At 39.6% G+C, this 20,548-nt stretch carries 11 protein-coding genes; all 11 read right to left on the reverse strand.

What is annotated here, in order from left to right:
- Positions 1-10: 10 nt before the first annotated feature.
- The 11 genes from VCM39_RS19525 to VCM39_RS19575 all read right to left on the reverse strand — a co-directional run bounded on the left by VCM39_RS19525 (position 11) and on the right by VCM39_RS19575 (position 20,519).
- Positions 11-2,263, reverse strand: coding sequence for a fasciclin domain-containing protein (locus VCM39_RS19525; protein ID WP_322933242.1), 2,253 nt, complete (start codon positions 2,261-2,263; stop codon positions 11-13).
- 17 nt (positions 2,264-2,280) lie between these two features.
- Positions 2,281-5,196, reverse strand: coding sequence for a LamG-like jellyroll fold domain-containing protein (locus VCM39_RS19530; RefSeq protein ID WP_322933241.1), 2,916 nt, complete (start codon positions 5,194-5,196; stop codon positions 2,281-2,283).
- Positions 5,197-5,368: 172 nt separating this feature from the next.
- Entirely contained in the window at positions 5,369-7,366 is a 1,998-nt protein-coding gene (locus tag VCM39_RS19535) for a T9SS type A sorting domain-containing protein (RefSeq protein ID WP_289292741.1), read from the reverse strand.
- 699 nt (positions 7,367-8,065) lie between these two features.
- Positions 8,066-11,068 carry a LamG-like jellyroll fold domain-containing protein gene (locus VCM39_RS19540; RefSeq protein WP_322933240.1) on the reverse strand — a complete coding sequence of 1,001 codons (3,003 nt, stop codon included), beginning with the start codon at positions 11,066-11,068 and terminating at the stop codon, positions 8,066-8,068.
- A 239-nt stretch (positions 11,069-11,307) separates the two neighbouring features.
- Positions 11,308-12,606, reverse strand: a complete 1,299-nt coding sequence (locus VCM39_RS19545) for a glycoside hydrolase family 105 protein (RefSeq protein ID WP_322933239.1) — start codon at positions 12,604-12,606, stop codon at positions 11,308-11,310.
- A 20-nt stretch (positions 12,607-12,626) separates the two neighbouring features.
- Positions 12,627-13,436: a rhamnulose-1-phosphate aldolase gene (gene rhaD / locus VCM39_RS19550; RefSeq protein WP_002559058.1), complete on the reverse strand. Its 810-nt coding sequence runs from the start codon at positions 13,434-13,436 to the stop codon at positions 12,627-12,629.
- A gap of 146 nt (positions 13,437-13,582) precedes the next feature.
- On the reverse strand, positions 13,583-14,614 hold the full coding sequence (rhaT, locus tag VCM39_RS19555; protein ID WP_322933238.1) for an L-rhamnose/proton symporter RhaT: 1,032 nt from the start codon (positions 14,612-14,614) through the stop codon (positions 13,583-13,585).
- A 128-nt stretch (positions 14,615-14,742) separates the two neighbouring features.
- The gene (locus VCM39_RS19560) at positions 14,743-16,002 is read right to left on the reverse strand and encodes an L-rhamnose isomerase (protein ID WP_323674000.1); all 1,260 of its coding nucleotides are present in this window, start codon (positions 16,000-16,002) and stop codon (positions 14,743-14,745) included.
- Positions 15,996-17,453 (reverse strand): rhamnulokinase, encoded by a 1,458-nt coding sequence (gene rhaB, locus VCM39_RS19565; RefSeq protein ID WP_289292737.1) that lies wholly within the window; start codon positions 17,451-17,453, stop codon positions 15,996-15,998. Before rhaB ends, VCM39_RS19560 begins: the two co-directional genes overlap by 7 nt.
- Positions 17,454-17,468: 15 nt before the next feature.
- Entirely contained in the window at positions 17,469-18,893 is a 1,425-nt protein-coding gene (locus VCM39_RS19570) for a glycoside hydrolase family 28 protein (RefSeq protein ID WP_322933236.1), read from the reverse strand.
- A 96-nt stretch (positions 18,894-18,989) separates the two neighbouring features.
- Positions 18,990-20,519, reverse strand: a complete 1,530-nt coding sequence (locus tag VCM39_RS19575) for a glycoside hydrolase family 28 protein (protein WP_289292735.1) — start codon at positions 20,517-20,519, stop codon at positions 18,990-18,992.
- Between the last annotated feature and the right edge of the window lie 29 nt (positions 20,520-20,548).

A 20,548-nucleotide genomic window follows, 5' to 3' on the forward strand; every position in this document is an offset into this window, starting at 1 on the left:
TTATTCTATATTAATTCAATAAATCCAATACGCCGTCTATTACATAAGCTGCACCATCAGCATAGATATAAGGAAAATAAGAAGTCACATTTACTTCATTTCCTTTGCTGTCTCTTAGTTTCATCGAGCCATCCGCTTTATTAATAAGCGTAATTGTTATATTTTCTTTCTTACCATTCACTGTTTTAGTGCCAAATGTAGTTAAGACTTTCTCTGTATTTTTACCTGTAGTTGCAAACGGATAATCAACCAAGCCACTGGCTGACATATCGACAAAAAGACTTTTTACAAACATATCTCTCTCCTCCTGAGAAGCCTGTCGATCAAATTTAGGATCACTCCCTATAAGATCTGCCAAAACAGATGCCTGCGTTGATACAAATACAATAAAACGATTGCCTTGCAGGAAATTAAAAGCCGGTTCCGTATCATCTACTGAGGCCATGCCCAAATATATACCGAAACCCGAATAATCATTTGTGCCTTTAATCTGTTTTACACGATCTTTAAAATTACTCTGGTCAGCTATTAACGAGGTAGTTCCTTTATCACCTTTCAATGCATACGCATTTCCCATGTTATAACTCTTGATTAGCTCTATTTCCGCTACAGAAACCTCATTTTCAAATCTTTCTGAATTCCAGGTAGCTGAAGAATATATTTTATTCCCCTTACGATAGAGATATTCATAATCATTATAAGTTGAATATATCATTTCTGTTTCTCCCTTTTGAGCCATAATACCATCCGCAATATGTGCACCGGCAATGGCTTTCGCCTGAGAAGTTGTAGCATTGCTCATTGTCCCATCGGTACTGTTAGCTACTTGTACCTGCTCATCAGTAATGATATACGGATTTCCTTTCAAATACTGAATGTAATCACCATTATATTCACTACCCAATAACATTTCATCGGTCGGGAAAAACACATCAAAGTCTTTATCCAGTGATTTACTAAATATATCAAAAAGAGACCCTTTCTGACATAGTAATGCAAACACGTTGTAGTCTTTATTGCAAAGCGCCGGTGCAATAGGTGTTTCAAATACTTCGGGAGTTATCACATTATCTTTCATTCCTCCTAAAATACCATTTGAACATACTTTCACATCAGTAGGCATTGCTAATTGGTGATCATCCCAGATGTCATTATTGACAATATAACTTCCCAAAGCATAAGCTCCAATCATACCACCACCATATCTGATAGCATGCTCATTCATAAAATGATAGAGCGGTACAAAATTCACTTCCTCTAATGAACTAAATGAAGCAGACCAATATTTCTGAAAGAATTGATTAATAGATTTATTATCAGGAGCAAGTACTGCATATGAAACACTTGTCAAATAATTCATTTGAGCATAATCCGGTGTAGATAAATTGTAAAAGTTCGTCCATTCACATGCAATAGGTGGTAATATGTTGTGTGAATGTACAAATAGAGAATCCCCATTACCATAATCTCTTGTTGCATCTTCATCATACTGATAAACCACAAAACGATCGTACATCTTGGCAAACTGTGTATAATCTGAATTTTCTTTATTCATCTCTGCATAAATCGTTTCCAGAGGTTCAATCACTTGATTTACTGCATACAAGTAACCATTATCCGTCACCACTTCATCCCCGATAACAGATGCATTAGCCACATTAAAGCTTCCGATTCCACCAGTATAAACCGATCCCGGAAACATTGTTTCATAATCTTCTTTCTGGGATGCACTAATACTGCTCAAAGAATATTCCGAGATGATCGGAATAAAACGTTCCTTATGCATTATTTTACGTACAACGTCATTGTTCGCACGATCCACTACCGTAGAAATAGCATCACGGCTCTTTGTCCTGAATTTAAAGTAATAACCAGGCTTCTGTATTTCATTATCTACACCATTCGGATTATAAAACAGAAAATCACGTTTGCTATAAGAATAATACACCAGATGATATCCTACTAATTTATTCAGTTCCACTTCCGGAATATCATCTATTGAGCTATAGTTGTGTTTTGACAGATAGGCAGTAAAAGCCTCATCAGTAGGTGCCATAACAGTCACAATACCTTTCCCTTTTACAAGATCAGCATAACTACTTCGCTCTACAGCTCTCATGAAAGTAGAGAATGTCCCCTTATCTTTCATTACTTCATAAGCATTCCCTTTCAACCAGTCAGGAATTTCATAGTACTTATCCATTTCCGACTGGCATGCCGCCAGCGAACAAAAGAAAAGACCTATCAGAAAGTATTTCTTCATCTTATTCTCTAATTATATTATTTCACAATTTTACCAACCAATATCCTCCGGTCAATTTTCAACGTATAAACATAGTATCCTTTAGGCAGAAAACCGACATTAGCCACATGTGCTATACCTCCTTGAAGTGTTACTTGTGCCTGATAAACGGTTTGCCCGGCAGTATTCATCACAGACACCTGTGCTGTCAAATCTTCGGTACCCATTACAGGTATGTAGAAATCATCCGCAAAAGGCATCGGATAGGCGTATCCTGTCTTTGAGGTAGTTATATCCTCAATATGAGTACTTGTACCTTGTTTATAATGATCACTTACCTCTTCAGCTGTTAACGCTTCATTATAGATAGTTAATTCATCCATTAATCCTTGAAAGCCATTTTCATAAGCTGTGTTACAATTGCCTATTGCCATCCTCTCAATAGTGCCAATATCTCCAGTTTTATCAGCACCAGAAGCTACTAATACACCATTAGCATACATTTTTAATTGCTTTTCTTCCACATCGCGTACACAAACTAAATGTACCCATTCATTATTAAAATATTTAGTTGTCGCTCCGGTCACATTGATATCTGTCTTCGTTACATCATCGTCAACAGCCCAAGTCAAACGATCATTCTTACTATTCTTCTGATACTGAATACCAAACCATTTACCAGTAGCTCCCTCATAACTATTAGTAGCGTGACTTCCCTTATGGAGCAAATACCAATCGACAGATCCACCTGCAGATTTAAACCACAATTCAATGGAAAATGACTCATTACCCAAAGTCAATGCATCATAATGTTCCTGTACAAAAGCAGCATTCGCTTTATCAAACTGCGCAGCATTATTTTGGATACCTTTCACCCATAGTGGAGTGAAATCTTTGGCAGTAGCATTTTCACCATACATATTTTCAAGTATAGTACCTTCTGTTTCATTGAAAGAATAATAAGCAACTTTACCACGCTCAGGTTTTGTTCCGGTTGTAAAACTCCACACATCTCCTTTACAATCCCCTAACAGATTTTTTGCATCTACGCGCCAATAATAAGTAGTGGCAGCCTCTACGTTAACCGTTACTACATTTGCAGTAGATGCTGTCAACACAACATCCATATTCTCTACAGATTTTCCTAAATATACTGTATACGAAAGAGCTCCTGCCCAAGCACCTGTTTTGTTCTCCCATGAAAGGCGAACAGATGTATAATCGGTAATAGTAGTTTCGTTTCCCGGTATCGGATTAACAGAAGCAATTGGAGGTGCAGGAATACCACGTGTAGCAAATTCCTGGGTGGAAGTATATAATGATTCCTTCTCCCCGTTTACTGTTTTTAGGCGAATGTAATAATTGGTATTAGGAGCTAAGGACTCCAATTTATGAGTAGTTGTGCCGGGGTCTAAAGAAATTGAAGTAAAATCTTTATTATCGATGGAATACTCAAGAATTACTGAAGTAGACTCTGGTGCATTGTTCACCCACTTAAATGAAAGATAGTCTGTGCTCAAAGAAGTCAATTGCAAATTAGTAGGATATTTAACATATGGCATTGGTGTTGTAATACTATTAACATAATTCTCAATATTCAAATATCCATTTTCAGCCATTAACAAAGCATCATTCGGGTTATTTTTATCCAATCCATTGGCATCTTCCCAAACATCGGGCATACCATCATTATCGGTATCCAACATTTTTTCACCGTCAAAAATATTTCCAACCCCATTGGGAAGCCCCAACTCTGATTCTCCACTAAGTAAAGCACCTTTAGTTCCTAATGATAGAAGTTCGTCAATCATATAATTATCAGCTTCATCACGTACTGGTAAAGATGCTCCTACCCTATTAATAATCCAATCATAAGCCTCAGCCGCTGTTGTTTCTCCTTCGATAACAGGATGTTTTTCTGGTATCGTTGTAACTACTACTTTCTCACCATCGACTAATTTTCTTCTATCATAGTCCGAATAATCAAATTCATCAAGCGATTTTACAAAAGTAACATTCTCACTTTCCGGATTGGACGCATCACGGCGATAATCTTCTTCGGTGGCCTCATATCCATTAAGTATCCCATCCTTATTGTAATCAATCATATTACCTTTTTGGTAAACCTGGAAAGCTGTTTTTGCACGCGTAAAAGCCTTAGTACCTTCAACCGGACCTTTAATAAAGTAATTATTAGTAATAACTCCCCATGAAGAAGCTTCCGTATCTCCTAAAATATAGGCACCACCTTCTCCCCAATTATAAACCACATTATTGACAAACTGATTCAACCCTTTTACTTTAGGATTACGAGTTTTATTATCAATATAAAGATTACGATACAAAGTAACTCCCCCATTTGTTTGGATAAGACCTCCGCATGCATGTACCATAATTCCTTGCCCAATGATAGAATTCTGAATAGTAATATTATAAGGCTCAAAACCTTTACTATCCCAGTTTATTGAGAAGTTCTCATCCAATCCCCATGTAGCAGATACATGATCAAATATCATATTACCACCATTAGCAATGCCAGCAGCATCGGCTCCACTGGTACCACCAATGCCCATTCGTATACGCAAATAACGAACAATGATATTCTCGGCAGCAGAAAAGGAAACTCCATTACCATAAACCACCACTCCTTCTCCTGGAGCCGTTTGTCCGGCAATTGTAAGATTCTTTGAAAATACCAGACGAGATTTCAGTTTTATCACTCCTGCCACATCAAATACGATAATGCGATTGGGTTGACTTACAGCATCACGTAAGGAACCTTTACCTGAATCATCAAGATTGGTTACATGGTATATTTCCGGAGATTCACTGGCTCTTGCCCCTTTGGCAAAACGTCCATAGCCTTCAGCACCAGGAAAGGCCAACTGTTGTGCATACATTGTTCCCATACAAAGAGGGAAGAGCAATGTGATAACAAGTCTCTTATATAACATAGTTTTATCAATAATTATTTGAAGAATAATACGCAGGAAAGAAATAACATGTTTCTCATTAGTACGTAATAATATTTCCAAGGTTACAAAAAATAAGTATCAGAAATAAGAATAAAAAGAGGAGACGGTTCTATTTTCACAACCGCCTCTCTTTACCCTTTAAACAAAAGACTTATAACACAATCTTTTTAACAACTATACCTTTATTTGTTTTCACTTTTACAAGATACATTCCATTTTTCATTGCATTTACCGGAATAAGTGTCGAATCGGAGTTTGCAACCGGCATACCTTGGTTGTTTAATACTGTCACATATTCAATCCCTGTACCATTCACTACAATATTACCATCTTGTACATAAACAGATACTTCGTTAGCAACTTCAGAAGCTTCAATACCTGTACCGGACCCGGAACCACTTGCTGTCAATACTATTTTATAACCCATAACCGGAACTTCTACGGCATCGTCGCCTTCACCTTCTGTTTTTGTACCTGATTGGTATTCTACCTTTTCAGCAGTAAAAGTCAAGCTGGCCGGAAATCCCTGATACTCGATCTTATATGTGTCGTCAGCCGGATTAACGGCAGCATCCAAAATAGTAAATGTATCACCGTTCTTCACATCTAAAGACTCAGCTGCTTTCACTACAATTGTATTGCCATTGAATGTAGCAGTACTATTGGTAGTCAATTTATCATAACTTGTTACTGAAGATATCTCAAACTCAACCACACCATCATTCTTCACTGTCAATGGAGATTTCTGAGTACCATTATTAATATCAGCCAACATCAGTTCTCCGATACCCATATAGCCAACCTCAAGCTTACCACCTTCGACAACAATACCTCCGACAAGGCGTCCATTACCACCTCCTACTGCATTTGAATAAATAGTCATTGCAGCAGGTCCTTTCGTTACTCTATCAAGTGCCACACCAGTTTCGGTAATAGGGATGTTTATGTAAGCACAACCTTTATTTATAAACAAACCTTTAAATACAGCCGACGGTTTCTCATTCACACCTGTAAAAGTATAAGTACCTGTACCCATTTTTATTAAGCGAACCCAGTTGTAAGCCTTTGCTCCTGGATCAAAAATTGTAACCGGAAGTGTCACATCCGTATTAGAATATCCCAATGCATAAGTAATATCCGGAGAATTAGAATTCTTCACATATCCACCTAGCCAAGCACCTTCTTCTGCATTCAATTCACCAATTGCATAACAACGGTTACCACTGCCACTTGTAAAGCCAGCTCCCTCCAACAAAGTAACTTTCGTATTTACAAAAGTAGAATCCACTCCATACAAATCTCCACTAAAGTCTCCTGCCGCAATAAAATCATCAAATTTCTTTGTAGAGTTCAAAAATAGAGCTCTATAAGAAGGTGCAAGAGCAGCATCATGATTCGCCCCAACCAATAATTCACCTTCAAAACCATCCAGACCTACCATATTGGTTTTTCCTGCAAAGTCTTCGGTAAAACCGACACGTTCACCACCTGAATTAATAGTCAATTTCCCTTTACCAGAAAACTCATTTAACAAATATACATAGCGTCCAGCTGTTATACTTCCCGTCTTTTCCTCTGGTACAATAATAGGAGCAGCAGAATATTTAAGAGTATTCTTATTATCACTCATAGCTAAACCTATTGTACCACCTTCAAGTGAAACTTTACTTCCAAAAGCATTAGGAGAGTCAGCTTTATCCATAATAACACGTCCGTTGCGTACAACAGTACCACCCTTTAATTCATTTAAAATATTTAAAACAAAGTCTCCTGTACCTTCTTTCAAAAGCATACCTTCACCCACTATTTTATCAGTAGTCTTTTCTGCCTGATAAGAAATAGAGTAATTCTTATCTCCACTAACTTTTATATCGGCTACTTCCATTTCACCATTCAACTTAATAGACTCTGTTGCTACAGAATTCCCTTCTTCATCAGTAAATTTTCCACTACCATTAAAAATAGCCGTAGAACCATTATCCCATCCGTTAGGAAGGAGAAAGCCACCTCCGTAATCTTTTCCCCACTCTGACGATGAAACTCCCCAAACACCTGTCCCATACGAATTTTGCCAAACAAGTTCCTGCGCATTGACAATTGATACAGACGCTACTAAAAGCGCTACACTAAGAAAAGTATTCTTTCTCATAGTTTTTAAATTATTAGTTTAACAATAGCTCAATATTAGTTATATTGATACCGCTACAAAAATACGCAGTTATCGAACACGGCACCATGTAAATTTTGGCTGAATTGATACAAAAATTGATTTTTATGATTTAAAATTAAGAAGGAAGATATCAAACCACTCAAAATTCCTAAAACTTCTTAATGAGTTTTCAGCAACAACAAAAACCGTTTTATACAGGAATAGATAGTTCTAATACAGATTAGTATGAAAGTTGTGCTTCCAGCACGGGAGAAAGAGAAAGTTGTATCCACCAGCTATTTTGCAACATCCCCTCACACCATGATAAAACATCCATATGCAGGAGATACATAGCATGAGGGGAGGAAAATAAAAGTAAACGGCATCAGAAATAGAATGATTGTTAATCTATAGGGTATACTTTGTTTTATACCGGAGTACATTTTATACCTTAAAACACCGGATATCCTAAAGATACAGTCTACTTTCCTACAGAATATTGTCTTATTTGTTTTTGAGTACCTCCCGTACGGGAAGACACAATAAGCAATGATTGTTATTGAAACGTAAGATCAATATGGATTTTCGTAAAAAGTAACACAAATTATATACCCTTCGAATTATCATTCTACTTTAAATCTTTATCGGAGATTCCGATTCCGGTAAAAATAACCCGAGTAAATCAATAAGTAAAACATCTTATTTTTTCAAAGCTGTTTTACTCATTATACCTGTAGAAGTTTCTACAGATACAACATAAATACCACCAGCCAATTCATTCAACTCACCGATATAAGCTGTACCATTATCAGCTTTTACTTCACGGGATAATGCCAGCCGACCAGAAGCGTCATATAGGCACACCTTTACCAAAACCTCTTCTTGCGGAACTACTACATAGAAGTGATTGAAGAACGGAGAAGGATAAATGCCCAGCTCACCGTTTGTAGCGAGTTCCTGGTTAATACCGGTAGGAATACCTGCTGTATTTCCTGTTTCAAACAGATTGGCAGCTTCCTCTGCTATCAAAGTTCCACGGAACAGCTTTAGTTCGTCTAATGTTCCGGCAAACGGTTCATTGAGGTTTTCCATCACATTACCAAAAACAATACCCACTTCAGAATTCATATAAGCACGATTGGAATCTCTTTTTCCCAAGAGTTTGCCATCACAATAAGCAATCAATGCCTGATCTTCATGGCTACGTACAAATACTAAATGATGCCACTCATTATTAAAGATATTTTTGAATACATCACCTGATGCCAACTTTACCTCATGCTTTGTTCCATTCTGACTAACTGCAAAGTAAAGTTCATTGTTACGTATTTCCGCACCACACCATCTTGCCTTGCCTTTACTATCTTTAAATGTACCTTTATGGAATAAGAATCCTTTTCCATCTACGGGACAAAAACCGTCAGACTTCACCCACATAGATACAGAGAACGAAGCTGCCGGGTCTGCCGTGCCACTACCTCCTTCAAATTTCATTCCTTCATAATAGGGTACGGAGATACAAGAGCCAGTCACCACGTTTTCCAACAAAAGTCCCTGTTCATTTTTTCCTGCTACGTAAGTTGGCTCCAGTTCAACCAATTCGGCATCTTTTGCTCCGGTAACATCTGCAGAATTCTTTAATGTCCCATCTAATGACAAGTACATGATCGGTTCTTTTGCATCCAATGTCTGAGTCGTGAAACTCCAAATTGCACCTATTGTTACTTCGTTTTTCACATTAAGAGCATCAACACGCCAATAATAAGTCTTTGAAGGATCAGCTTTCAATGTAAATGAAGCAGCTTCCTGTGCTTCTGCACCAGAGATACATTCCAATTTATTCTTGTCTGTGCCGACATATACCTTATAAGTAGTAACACCATTATCAGGATGCGTTTCGTTCTTCCAGGAAAGTGTGATATCTTTCGAAGCATTAAAAGAAAGGATAGCATCTATCTCCGGAGACGGTTCAATACATTGATCAGGTGCTACAAGCAAACGTTTTGTTGTTATCTCCAACACATCGGAATATACTGACTCCATTGTAGCATTATAAGCTTTAAGACGGAACGCATACAGTACGCCCGGTGTCAGATCTGAAACAGTATGAGAAGTAGTATTAGCCGGTAATTTTGCCACTTCGACGAAAGTACCCTGCGTGTCACGTTGCTCCAATATATAGCCCTCTTCTTCATCTGAATAATCTTTCCATGAAAGTGTAATAGTAGTATGATCCGCTGTCGCTTCCATCGTTGAAGGACATGCCAGAAAAGGCATCGGTGCATCAATACTATTAATGTAATTTTCAATATTGGCATAACCGTTAGCTGCAATCTTCATAGCGTCTGTCGGGTCATTCTTGTCGAGACCATTCTGTTCTTCCCAAGCATCAGGTATACCGTCATTATCGGTATCCGGGAGTTTTTCACCTCTCAAGATTTCACCCGGGCCACGGGTTGGCAATGACATTTCCGTATCTATTATCTGCCCCTTAATACCTAAAGACGTCAATTCATCAATCATATATGCATCTACTTTGTCACGTACAGGAAGGGTTGCTCCGACGTTACCAACAATCCAATGATAAGCTTCTTCAGCGGTCATTTTAGCACCAATTACCGGATGTTTCTCTGAGGGTTCATCCAAAAATGTAGGTGTAAGTTGCTGACCTCCTTCAGGAATAGCACTATCCGGCTGATAACGGTTACAATCCTCACGTGTCAGTAAACGTCCATCCAATTTACCATCTCTGTTATTGTCAAAGTAATTACCTGCAAAATAAGTTACAAAAGCAGGTTTGGCACGTGTAAAAGGGACAGTCGGCTTAAAAGACTGGGTAACGGGATTTTCAGGAGTCCCTCCATTATAACGTACCAGATAGCGTTCACTCTTACCTTCAATAAAATAATTATTCTGAATATCCGCAAGTGAAGCCGCGTCTGTATCACCCATAATATAAGCGCCACCATCGCCCCAGTTATAGATTACATTATTGACGAACTGGTTAAGCCCTTTCACTTTATTATTACGTGTTTTGTTATCAATATAAAGGTTACGGAAAAGTGTAATACCATTCTCATCAGAGGTCTGCATCAAGCCACCGCAAGAGTGGTCCCACAACCCCTGACCCATAATTGAGTTCTGAATAGTGATATTACGGGGCTGATCATCCGGACGTTTAGAGTCACCATTGATGGAGAAACATTCATCAGTACCCCAGGTCACCGACAAATGATCAAAAATCATATTTGAACCAAAAGCAACTCCAGCTGCATCTACATATCCACCCGGAGATTCCTCATAACCATAACGTACTCGCAGATAACGGCAGATAATATTATCTGCTCCCGAAAAAGAGACACGATTTCCATAGATCACAATACCATTTCCGGGAGCTGTCTGAGCTGCAATAGTCAAATTCTTAGCAAAAGGAATAACTGATTTGGCATGGATTACACCCGACACATCGAAAACCACAATTCGATTAGGTTGGCTCACTGCATCACGCAAAGAACCTTCACCCGAATCATTCAGGTTAGTCACGTGGTAAACTTCGCCATAACGACCACCAACAGCATAACGGCCAAATCCTTCTGCACCGGGAAAAGCTAATTGTGGTTCGGTAACAGACTGTGCCGCCACAGGCAAGAGAGGAAAAAGAGCCAAAGCAAAGGCTCCCACGATTGAAGTAAAGTTTTTCATATTATTATATATTAAATGACGAGGCAAAAATAGGCAATGAGAGAAAAGAGCATATTATTGTTTTTGGCACTTTAGATATAAATTTTGATTATCACCACACAGACACTAAATTCAAAACCAAAACAACACAATAAACAATAATAAATAAATACAATATTACCCCCTTCCTACAAGTATATCATACTTATAAAAAGAGGGTAATAAATAAAAAACAAAGAACTATATATTTAAAATATATATTACTTTTTTAATACTATTTTATCATACTGTTCTTCTGCCTTTATTTCAGTATATTTCGGTGCATCAATCATTTCAATCAGCGCACGAAGTACGGGGCCTTCTCCCATCGGATCATTCTCTTGAGTTGGACGATTGTAATAATAAGAGACAGAAGGCATAATACCTGTACCTACACAAATTGCAGTTACATCCCCCTCATCCGTTATCTTCTTCATCATACCTTTCAATCCCTGCTCTGCTACATAAATAAAGTCAGGATGTAACCAACCTTCTTTTACACCACGGGCAATACCAAAAACAAACATGGCTGTCCCAGTGATCTCTTCGTAAGAATCTTCTTTATCAAGTAGCTGATGCCACAAACCATTTTTCCCCTGATAGCGGGCAACACCACTAGCCTGTTGGCGGAAATTCTCAATAACCGCCTCCCGCATCGGATGATCTTTCGGCATCATACTAAGCAAATCGGCCTGTGCCATAAACACCCACCCATTGGCACGACTCCAGTGAGCAACACCATGTTCCTTGTTATCGGTATGGTAACAATGATAATAGATATTCTTTTCCGGACACCACAAATAACGGGTATAGTTCAGCACCTGATTGGCAGCATCATTAAAATACTTTTCATCACCAGTCATTTTCCCCATACGGGCCAGGAAAGAGATAGCCATGAAAGCATCATCTGCCCAAATTGTATTGACGTGCGGCCAAAGACGGGCAATCGTTCCATCTACCAGGCGAGGCTCGGCATAATTCAAATGATCTGCCGTTTCATTCACATAGTTAAGAAAAGCCTCGTTAGGGTGACGCATCTGTAAATCAATCAAACTGGCACCCATCGGCCCATTATCATCCAAACGTTTAGCACGGAAAATCATATGCCAGCTTAGCTTGCGAATTGCATTCCAACCTCCTTCTTTGAAAGCCTGATCATACTGGCGACGGAAAAAGTCAAGATTACCTTCATTGAAGACAAAATTCATATTCTTCAATACGTACTTGTCATACTTCTGATCACCTACTTTATCGGCAAGTTCCATCAATGCGATATTAGTAACCCCATTCGTGTAGTGCCAATTATTGTATTTACAAGCCACTTTCACATCCATTGACAGAGGAAGTTTCTTCACTGATTTATAAACCTCTCCAGTCTTAGTGTTCTTAAATTCGTACGTAGTACTATTAAGTATCCGATCGGCAATTTTCACTGCAGCCTCTCTTGCCGTCATTTTAGTCTGAGCGGAAAGAGAAATAGTACACAAGAAAAGAGCACAAGATATAAAGATTCGTTTCATGGATATAACTGCTTTGATGATTATTTAGGTAAATTGAACGCTGTTGTCATTTCACGCATTTGTTCCTGACTCATACCATCGGGAACAAAGCCCATATTGCGTGCATTAATATAGATCTGAGCCGATTTACTTAATACATCAATCTGATCAAACGCATCCATAATATCTTCACCAACCGCACAGGCACCATGTTTTTCCCACATCACTACATCATAGTCATCTAATTCTTTGATGGTGGCTTCAGCCAACGCTACAGAGCTTGGCAATGCATAAGGAATAATGCCGAGACCACGCGGACAGAAAGCCTTTGTTTCGGGTATCATACTCCAAAGCAGATTGGTCAGCACGTCCTTCTTCAGGAAAGGTTCATGATGCGTCATAGCAATTAGCTCAATAGGATGCGTATGAAGAGATGCCTTATAGGTAGATCCTTTACTAATCAAATAATTGTGCATACACAAATGTGACGGAAGTTCCGAAGTCGGTTGTACAGGTTGGTCGGCTATAATGACATAGCTGGCACAATCATCGAGAATACGAATGACAGAACCGTGCTCCATTGGCCAACGAGCCAAATCACGCATACGCTTGTTGGTTCCTTTACAATAAAAATAGCACCCCTTCAAATAAGGAAGTACAGTACCAATAGCCTTCACTTCACTAATAGGAGCCAGAGCGCGGATTTCATCATCTACAAATTCTGTAATATTCACTACAATATTACCACCATTACGTTCGGCCCATCCTTTTTGCCAGAGGTATCCGGCTACCTCAGCGGCTTTGTTCACTTCATTTGTAAGAGCCGGACGATTTTCTAAAATTGATTTCATCTTTATTATTTACGATTTAACGATTTACGATTGAAAAAACAAAATGATTTACGATTTGACGATTTACGATTTGACGATTGAAGTTACCTGATTTATTATTGGTTACAGACATTTTTCAATCGTAAATAGTAAAATCGCAAATTCCTTTAGGTTTGTGCCATAGCAACCACTATAATGGAAGAGATGAGTATCACCAACCCTAAAATCAATGTTCCGATTGTTGAACTGCTTGCCCCTTTCCATTCTTTGAGAATAATCCCCCAAACGTTACTGAAAGTAACATTTAAAGACATCAGGATACTCCAGGAGAATGCCAGCAAAACAGGACTATCTGTCAGAAAACTCTTTCCCATTTCCAAACCAAAGAACTGAGAATACCATAGTACTCCAGCCAACGCACAAAATAACAAATTATTAATCAGCTGACCTCCTTTAACAGAGAAATATTCTTTACCCGTTTTATTTTTAATATTCTGTTGAATACAATATACAGCATTTGTACAAAAGCCACCCAAAGTAACAAGGAAAATAACAGGCAATCCTGCATACAGAGCTTCTACACCACCGGTAAGAGCCGCTTCTTTGATAGGAATTCCCGCATCCAGCCCGAGAGCAAAACAAGCACTCATTACACCTGCCAACAAAGCAACCAGCAGACCTTTTGTTAATGCAAAGTCCTTTACAGCCGCTTTTTTCTCTTCCTCAGTCATATTTTTGGAACGCAAACTACCGGCATAACCGATTACTGCAATACCGGCTAATGTAATACATACACCGATAAGTAACATCAGTCCATCACCATGAAACAAATCCTTTCCGGCAAAAATAGCAGGGAAAAGAGTACCGAAGCCGGCACAAGTCCCTAACGCAATACTCTGCCCGAGAGCTACACCAAGATAACGCATACTAAGTCCGAACGTAAGTCCTCCAACACCCCACAATACTCCGTAGATAATAGCAGGAAGAGCTCCTCCTGAGCCCCATAACTCAATCAGGCTACTCCCCTCAGGAACAGCCAGCAAAGCCCCTAACAAAGGAAATACAAGCCATGCAAAAATCCCCTGCACCAGCCAAAAACTTTCCCAAGACCAGTTTTTTACTTTATTTATAGGCACATACGAGCTACTTTGTCCGAAGCTTCCAATAGCAATAATAATGAGTCCTATCAGTGTATTCATGTATATTAGTGATTAGTTGATTAGTGATTAGTGATTAGCGATAAATAAGTGACGAGTGGTAAGTGATAAGTGATAAGTAACAGCGAAGCCCGCTAATCACTCATCACTTACCACTAACCACTAATTCACTACACCCCTCTTTTTGAAGTTACTTCTACCTCATATTTCTCTATTTCTGCGATAAAATCTTCACCTACAGGAACATTATTCTTCAAGCAGAACATATCCCAAACAGCATTCCACGGAAGTGATTTCGATTCTTCGAGCAGAGCAAGACGCTGGAATAATTTATCGTCAGCTTCGTATTCGCGAAGTTTAGCAATCGGTTCAAGTAAACCTTGCAGAAAACATTTCTGTGTGGCACGGCTACCAATAACATATGCTCCGATACGGTTAATGCTGGCATCAAAGTAGTCCAGACCGATATGTACACGATCAAGTGCATTGCAACGTACAACTTCTTTTGCCAGATCCAGTGTTTCATCGTTCATGATAGTCACATGATCACTATCCCAACGAACAGGACGACTAACATGCAACATAATTTCGGGTGTATAAAGCAACAAAGACGAAATCTTGTCGGCTACACTCTCAGTAGGATGGAAATGACCCGTATCCAGTGTTACCATTTTATTACGACTTGCCCCGTAACCAATATAGAAGTCATTAGAACCTACTGTATAACTTTCCAGACCAATACCAAATACTTTTGATTCAATACAGTCCTTCATATGCTTATAATCAATGGCAAAAATCTGATCCAAAGAATCTTTCAACAATTCACGATAACGTAAACGGTTCACAGTGATATCTTTACTACCATCGTGTACCCACAGGTTCATAATACAAGGATCACCCTGACGTTTACCCATCTCCTCAGCTATAGCACGACAACGTTTAGTATGCTCTATCCAGAAGTCACGAATTTCTTTATTCGGATTTGACAAGGAAAGGTTTCCACTTTTTGGATGAGAGAAAGAGGTGGAATTGAAATCCAATTTCATTCCGTGTTCTGCTCCCCACTGTATCCAACTTTCAAAATGTTTCGGTTCTACCTGATCACGGTCCACAAACTGTCCTCCAAAATCGCCATAAATTTCGTGCAGATTCAGACGATGTGTACCAGGTATATATGAAGCAGCTTTCAGAATATCTTGTCTAACTTCCTCTATATTACGTGCTTTACCCGGATAATTACCAGTAGCCTGGATACCTCCGCTCAATGATCCGTTTGACTCGAAGCCAGCCACATCATCTGCCTGCCAGCAATGCAAAGACAATGAAATTTTCTGTAAATCTTCAAGAGCTTTATTAGTATCAACACCCACAGCCGCATAGCGTTCAACGGCTACGTCATAAGCTTTTTTAATCAATTCTTCTTTCATGATATTATATGTTTAAAGTGAATATAAGCCGTATCCCAATTCTCTGATTTTTGCGGTTGATAAGTTTTCAAAGGAATAGAGTTGTGAATAAGTTGTCGCATTCCTTTTATATCTTCCGCCTCACCTGCTGTCATAGCCTGTATCATAACATTTCCAATGGCAGTAGCTTCCGAAGGACCGGCTATAACCGGAATGCCGATTGCATTGGCAGTAAACTGGTTCAATAGTTCATTCCGGCTTCCTCCGCCGATTACATGAAGCGTCTCTATCGGCATAGGAGACAAATTACATAGATTCTCCAATACCTGACGATAGCGAAGCGCCAGACTCTCAAAAATACAACGTACAATTTGTCCGCGTGTTTCTGGTACAGGCTGATTGGTTTCTGCACAGTACCGGCAAATCGCCTCCTGCATATCAGCAGGGTTGGCAAAACAAGCGTCATCCGGATTAATCAGACTACGGAAAGGTTCAGCTTCCTCGGCTTCAGCTATCAATTCCGGATAAGAAATATTTTCCCAACCTGTACGACAACGCTCGAGTAGCCACATACCACATATGTTTTTCAACAGACGAATCGTACCTGCTACTCCACCTTCATTGGTGAAGTTCAAGCGTTCTGTCTCTTCTGTGATTACCGGAGCATCCGTTTCTACTCCCATAAGTGACCACGTGCCGCTACTTAAATAAGCAAAATTACGATTCAGTGCCGGAACGGCAGCTACAGCAGAAGCAGTATCATGTCCTGCTACAGCGATAACCGGAATAGCTCCCAGCCCGGTAAGCTTCTGTATCTCTTTTGTCAACACTCCTACTTGTTCACCCGGATAAACGAAACGTCCGAAATGTTCTTCAGTCAGTCCGACCACTTCCAACAATTCCGGCTCTAACTTCCGGGTTTGGGCATTGACCAGCTGTGCCGTACTGGCAATAGTGTATTCTGTCACCATTTCGCCTGTCAACATATAACTCAAAGCATCCGGAATAAATAATATTTTATCGGCAACAGCCAATGCACTGTCACTATTGCCGCGTAGCGTATCAAGTTGAAACAGAGAATTAAAATTCATCACTTGAATACCTGTCAAGCCATACACCCGGCTGCGGGGAACGCGGGTAAAGAGAGCTTCTGGTGCTCCGTCCGTATGAGGGTCACGATAAGCATAGGGTTGACGCAACAAATGTCCATCTTTACCTACACAGACAAAATCAACACCCCAGGTATCAATGCCAATGGAAGTAATAGATACATTCCGTTTCGCTACCAATTTCAGTCCATCTATAACCGACTGATAAAGAGCATAAATATCCCAATAATAATGTCCTCTTACTTCAATAAGCTGATTGGGAAAACGATTTATCTCTTCCAGCTCCAATCCCTTATCCGAAAAAGAGCCTAAAATAGTACGTCCGCTGGTAGCCCCCAGATCGACCGCAAAAAAATAGTTCTTCATGTCTGTATTACGTGTTTATTTTGTGATATCTACATTCTTGTTATGTTCAAGTTTCAGTTTACTTTTAGCATTTACAGAAAAGTTATTCACCTTCCAGTCTTTTGCCCATGAAATGGTTCCTGCATTCTCCCCACTGAAATGTACATTATCAAAGTTAAATCCATCAATTGTACTATTCTCTATACCGGACACCTTGATACAGGTTTGTGCGTTGGTAGCAGTTACATTTATAAAATGTACATTACGGAATTTGGGGGTTCCTTGTTTAGGATCTACCGGAGTCAACATCTTAATCCAGTGTGCCGGAACACTTTTTTCATCGTAACCTTCAGGCAACTTTGAAGTACTATAAGCCGGATGCCAGTTCAGATCGACCACAAACGGATCGCGTACTCCAATCATTTCAATGTTGCAAAGATAGATGTCTTCTATTACACCGCCACGCTGACAGGTACTCTTGAAACGTAATCCATATTTTGTGCCCATACCTGTCATATTATAAGCCACAATGTTGCTGATACCACCCGAAGTTTCACTACCACAAGTAAATAATCCGTCTCCATGTCCGGCAATGCAATCACGAATCACGACGTAACGGCAAGGACGATTCACCCGTAGACCATCACTGTCACGGCCTGCTTTCAGACAAAAATTATCATCATTGCAATTGATATTCGAGTTTTGTACCAATATATATTCTGAAGAATCGATGTCTATACCATCTGTACTGGGACCACGACCTTCAATATTATTACTAATAATAATTCCGTCGACAGTAACATACTTACTATACAAAATGTGTAAGCTCCAGAAACCCGGCTGATAAAGCACTATGTTTTCTACTGTTACATTCTCACATTCGGCGATAAGAATACCCCGCGGACGTTCACAATCATAGTCAACAATCCAGCGTAATCCTTTCGGATCGTATTCTTTCCGCATCGAACGATACTTGTCCCAGAAAACTTTGCCGCGACCGTTAATTACTCCATCACCGGAAATCGCAGCATTCTTCTTACCTATTATATTAACCAATGCCGAAGGCCAGTTCATTTCTACACCGGCCACACGTGTATCTATTTTCTTATAATCATTAATGTCCTGCGAACCGATAAGCGTAGTTCCTTTGGGGATATTAAAATTGACATTATTACCAACAAAGAGAGCACCGGTCAGATAAATTCCCGGACTAAAAGTAACAATACCTCCTCCTGCCTGCTCAGCAGCGTCAATCGCTTTCTGAATAGCAGCGGTATTCATTTCCAATGCATCTCCTTTGGCACCGTAATCGGCTACGTTATAAATGGTTTGTTGTACAGGAAAAGTCTTAGCACCAACCTCCTTCATCCAAGGGAAATCAGGGATATTGGCAGTTTGTGCTGTAACGGTGAAACTTATAACAGACAGGAATACTCCTATCAGGCAAGTCAGGTTCTTCATGGTATACATTCAATTATTGTGAGTAATACTTTTAATGATACAAAAATAGGGGATTCCTCCCCTATTTGCGCTGCACATTTTGATATAAAGGGTGTCTTATTTGACAATTTGGCTCACCCCCTCACAAAAGCGGGTAATGAACTTTTCACCTTCTTTATTATGTATTGTCACATTCTTCAAAGTAATATTGCGACTATAGATAAATTCGGCTCCTATCTGAGAAGTAATATCCAGATTCTCAAGCGTTATACCATCAATTGGCATCTCTGGTATACCATTAAAAAACAGCGCCCGGCGTGCATTGGAACATACCAGATTCGAAATATGAATATTACGAAAACAAGGAGTAGTATCGTCTATCGGTAACGGGTCAACTTTTGCAGGAATCTTCTCACCGCTCTCTAATACTTCAACAGCAGACTTACCTCCATAGTAAAGATTGAAAGTCACAGGTTCCGTCGGGATATCCATCATAGAAACATTACGTATCCAGATATTCTCAACAACTCCCCCGCGTCCCCGCTTACTCTTGAAACGCAGTCCGACATCCGTCCCCAAAAACTGACAATTACTAACGGAAACATTACGTACTCCACCACTCATCTCGCTGCCTACAACAAAACCACCATGTCCTTTAAATACCGTACAGCCATCTACTACAACGTTCTCACAAGGACGGGCGCGACGACGTCCGTCTTCATCCTTTCCACTTTTCAAACAGATACCATCATCTCCTACATCAAATGTGGAATTCACAATCAACGCATTTTTACAGGATTCCAAATCAAGCCCGTCACCATTCTGAGCATAACTCGGGTTACGCACCTGTATATCCTCTACCAAAACATTCTCACACATCAGAGGGTGTAGATTCCATGCCGGAGAATTTTGAAAGATCACCCCCTGAAACCAGACATTTTTACACTCTATCAGACTTACCATCACCGGACGCAGGAAATGACGTACGCTCTGCCACTCTTCCTCCGTCTTTAAATTCTGAGGAACATTCATATTGCTGATAGTATCTCCTTTAAGTGTTTGCGGATATGGAAACCAATAAGTAGGACGCTTATAAACCCCACCCCGGGCAATGGTTTGTTTCCAGACACTTTCTGTCACTTTCTCACGTTTCAAAGGACGCCAGTAATGACCGTTTCCATCTATTGCTCCTTGTCCGGTAATAGCCACATTAGTCAGATTACGTCCTGAAACAGGTGACTGACAACGGCGGGTGTCTAATCCTTCAAACACCGTTTCTACCAACGGATAAAGTTCAACATCCGGAGAGAAAAGAATCACAGCTCCTTTCTCAATATGAAGATTAATATTACTTTTCAAAACAATCGGTCCGGTCAGCCAGATACCGGCAGGTACTATCAGACGTCCACCTCCTTTGGCAGAAAGTGCATCTATCGCTTTAGCAAATGCTTCCGTACAGAGGTCCACCCCATTACCAACAGCACCAAAGTCCTTCAAAGAAACCTTGCGGTCAGGAAACTGAGGTGCTTTCACTTCAGGCATAGCAAAAGGGAGATCTTTATAAATTTCCTTATACTTATAGGTCTGTGCCAAAAGCGGCAAAGCCACCCATACACAAAGAAACAACATAATTGAAATTCGCTTCATTCGGTAGTATTTTTATTATATAACAAAAC

This window comes from Bacteroides mucinivorans (assembly GCF_034654355.2).
GTDB lineage: Bacteria > Bacteroidota > Bacteroidia > Bacteroidales > Bacteroidaceae > Bacteroides > Bacteroides nordii.

Coding starts and splice junctions, on each gene's coding strand:
- VCM39_RS19525 (WP_322933242.1), bottom strand. CDS start 2,263: ATGAAGAAATACTTTCTGATAGGTCTTTTCTTTTGTTCGCTGGCGGCA.
- VCM39_RS19530 (WP_322933241.1), bottom strand. CDS start 5,196: ATGTTATATAAGAGACTTGTTATCACATTGCTCTTCCCTCTTTGTATG.
- VCM39_RS19535 (WP_289292741.1), bottom strand. CDS start 7,366: ATGAGAAAGAATACTTTTCTTAGTGTAGCGCTTTTAGTAGCGTCTGTA.
- VCM39_RS19540 (WP_322933240.1), bottom strand. CDS start 11,068: ATGAAAAACTTTACTTCAATCGTGGGAGCCTTTGCTTTGGCTCTTTTT.
- VCM39_RS19545 (WP_322933239.1), bottom strand. CDS start 12,606: ATGAAACGAATCTTTATATCTTGTGCTCTTTTCTTGTGTACTATTTCT.
- rhaD (WP_002559058.1), bottom strand. CDS start 13,436: ATGAAATCAATTTTAGAAAATCGTCCGGCTCTTACAAATGAAGTGAAC.
- rhaT (WP_322933238.1), bottom strand. CDS start 14,614: ATGAATACACTGATAGGACTCATTATTATTGCTATTGGAAGCTTCGGA.
- rhaB (WP_289292737.1), bottom strand. CDS start 17,453: ATGAAGAACTATTTTTTTGCGGTCGATCTGGGGGCTACCAGCGGACGT.
- VCM39_RS19570 (WP_322933236.1), bottom strand. CDS start 18,893: ATGAAGAACCTGACTTGCCTGATAGGAGTATTCCTGTCTGTTATAAGT.
- VCM39_RS19575 (WP_289292735.1), bottom strand. CDS start 20,519: ATGAAGCGAATTTCAATTATGTTGTTTCTTTGTGTATGGGTGGCTTTG.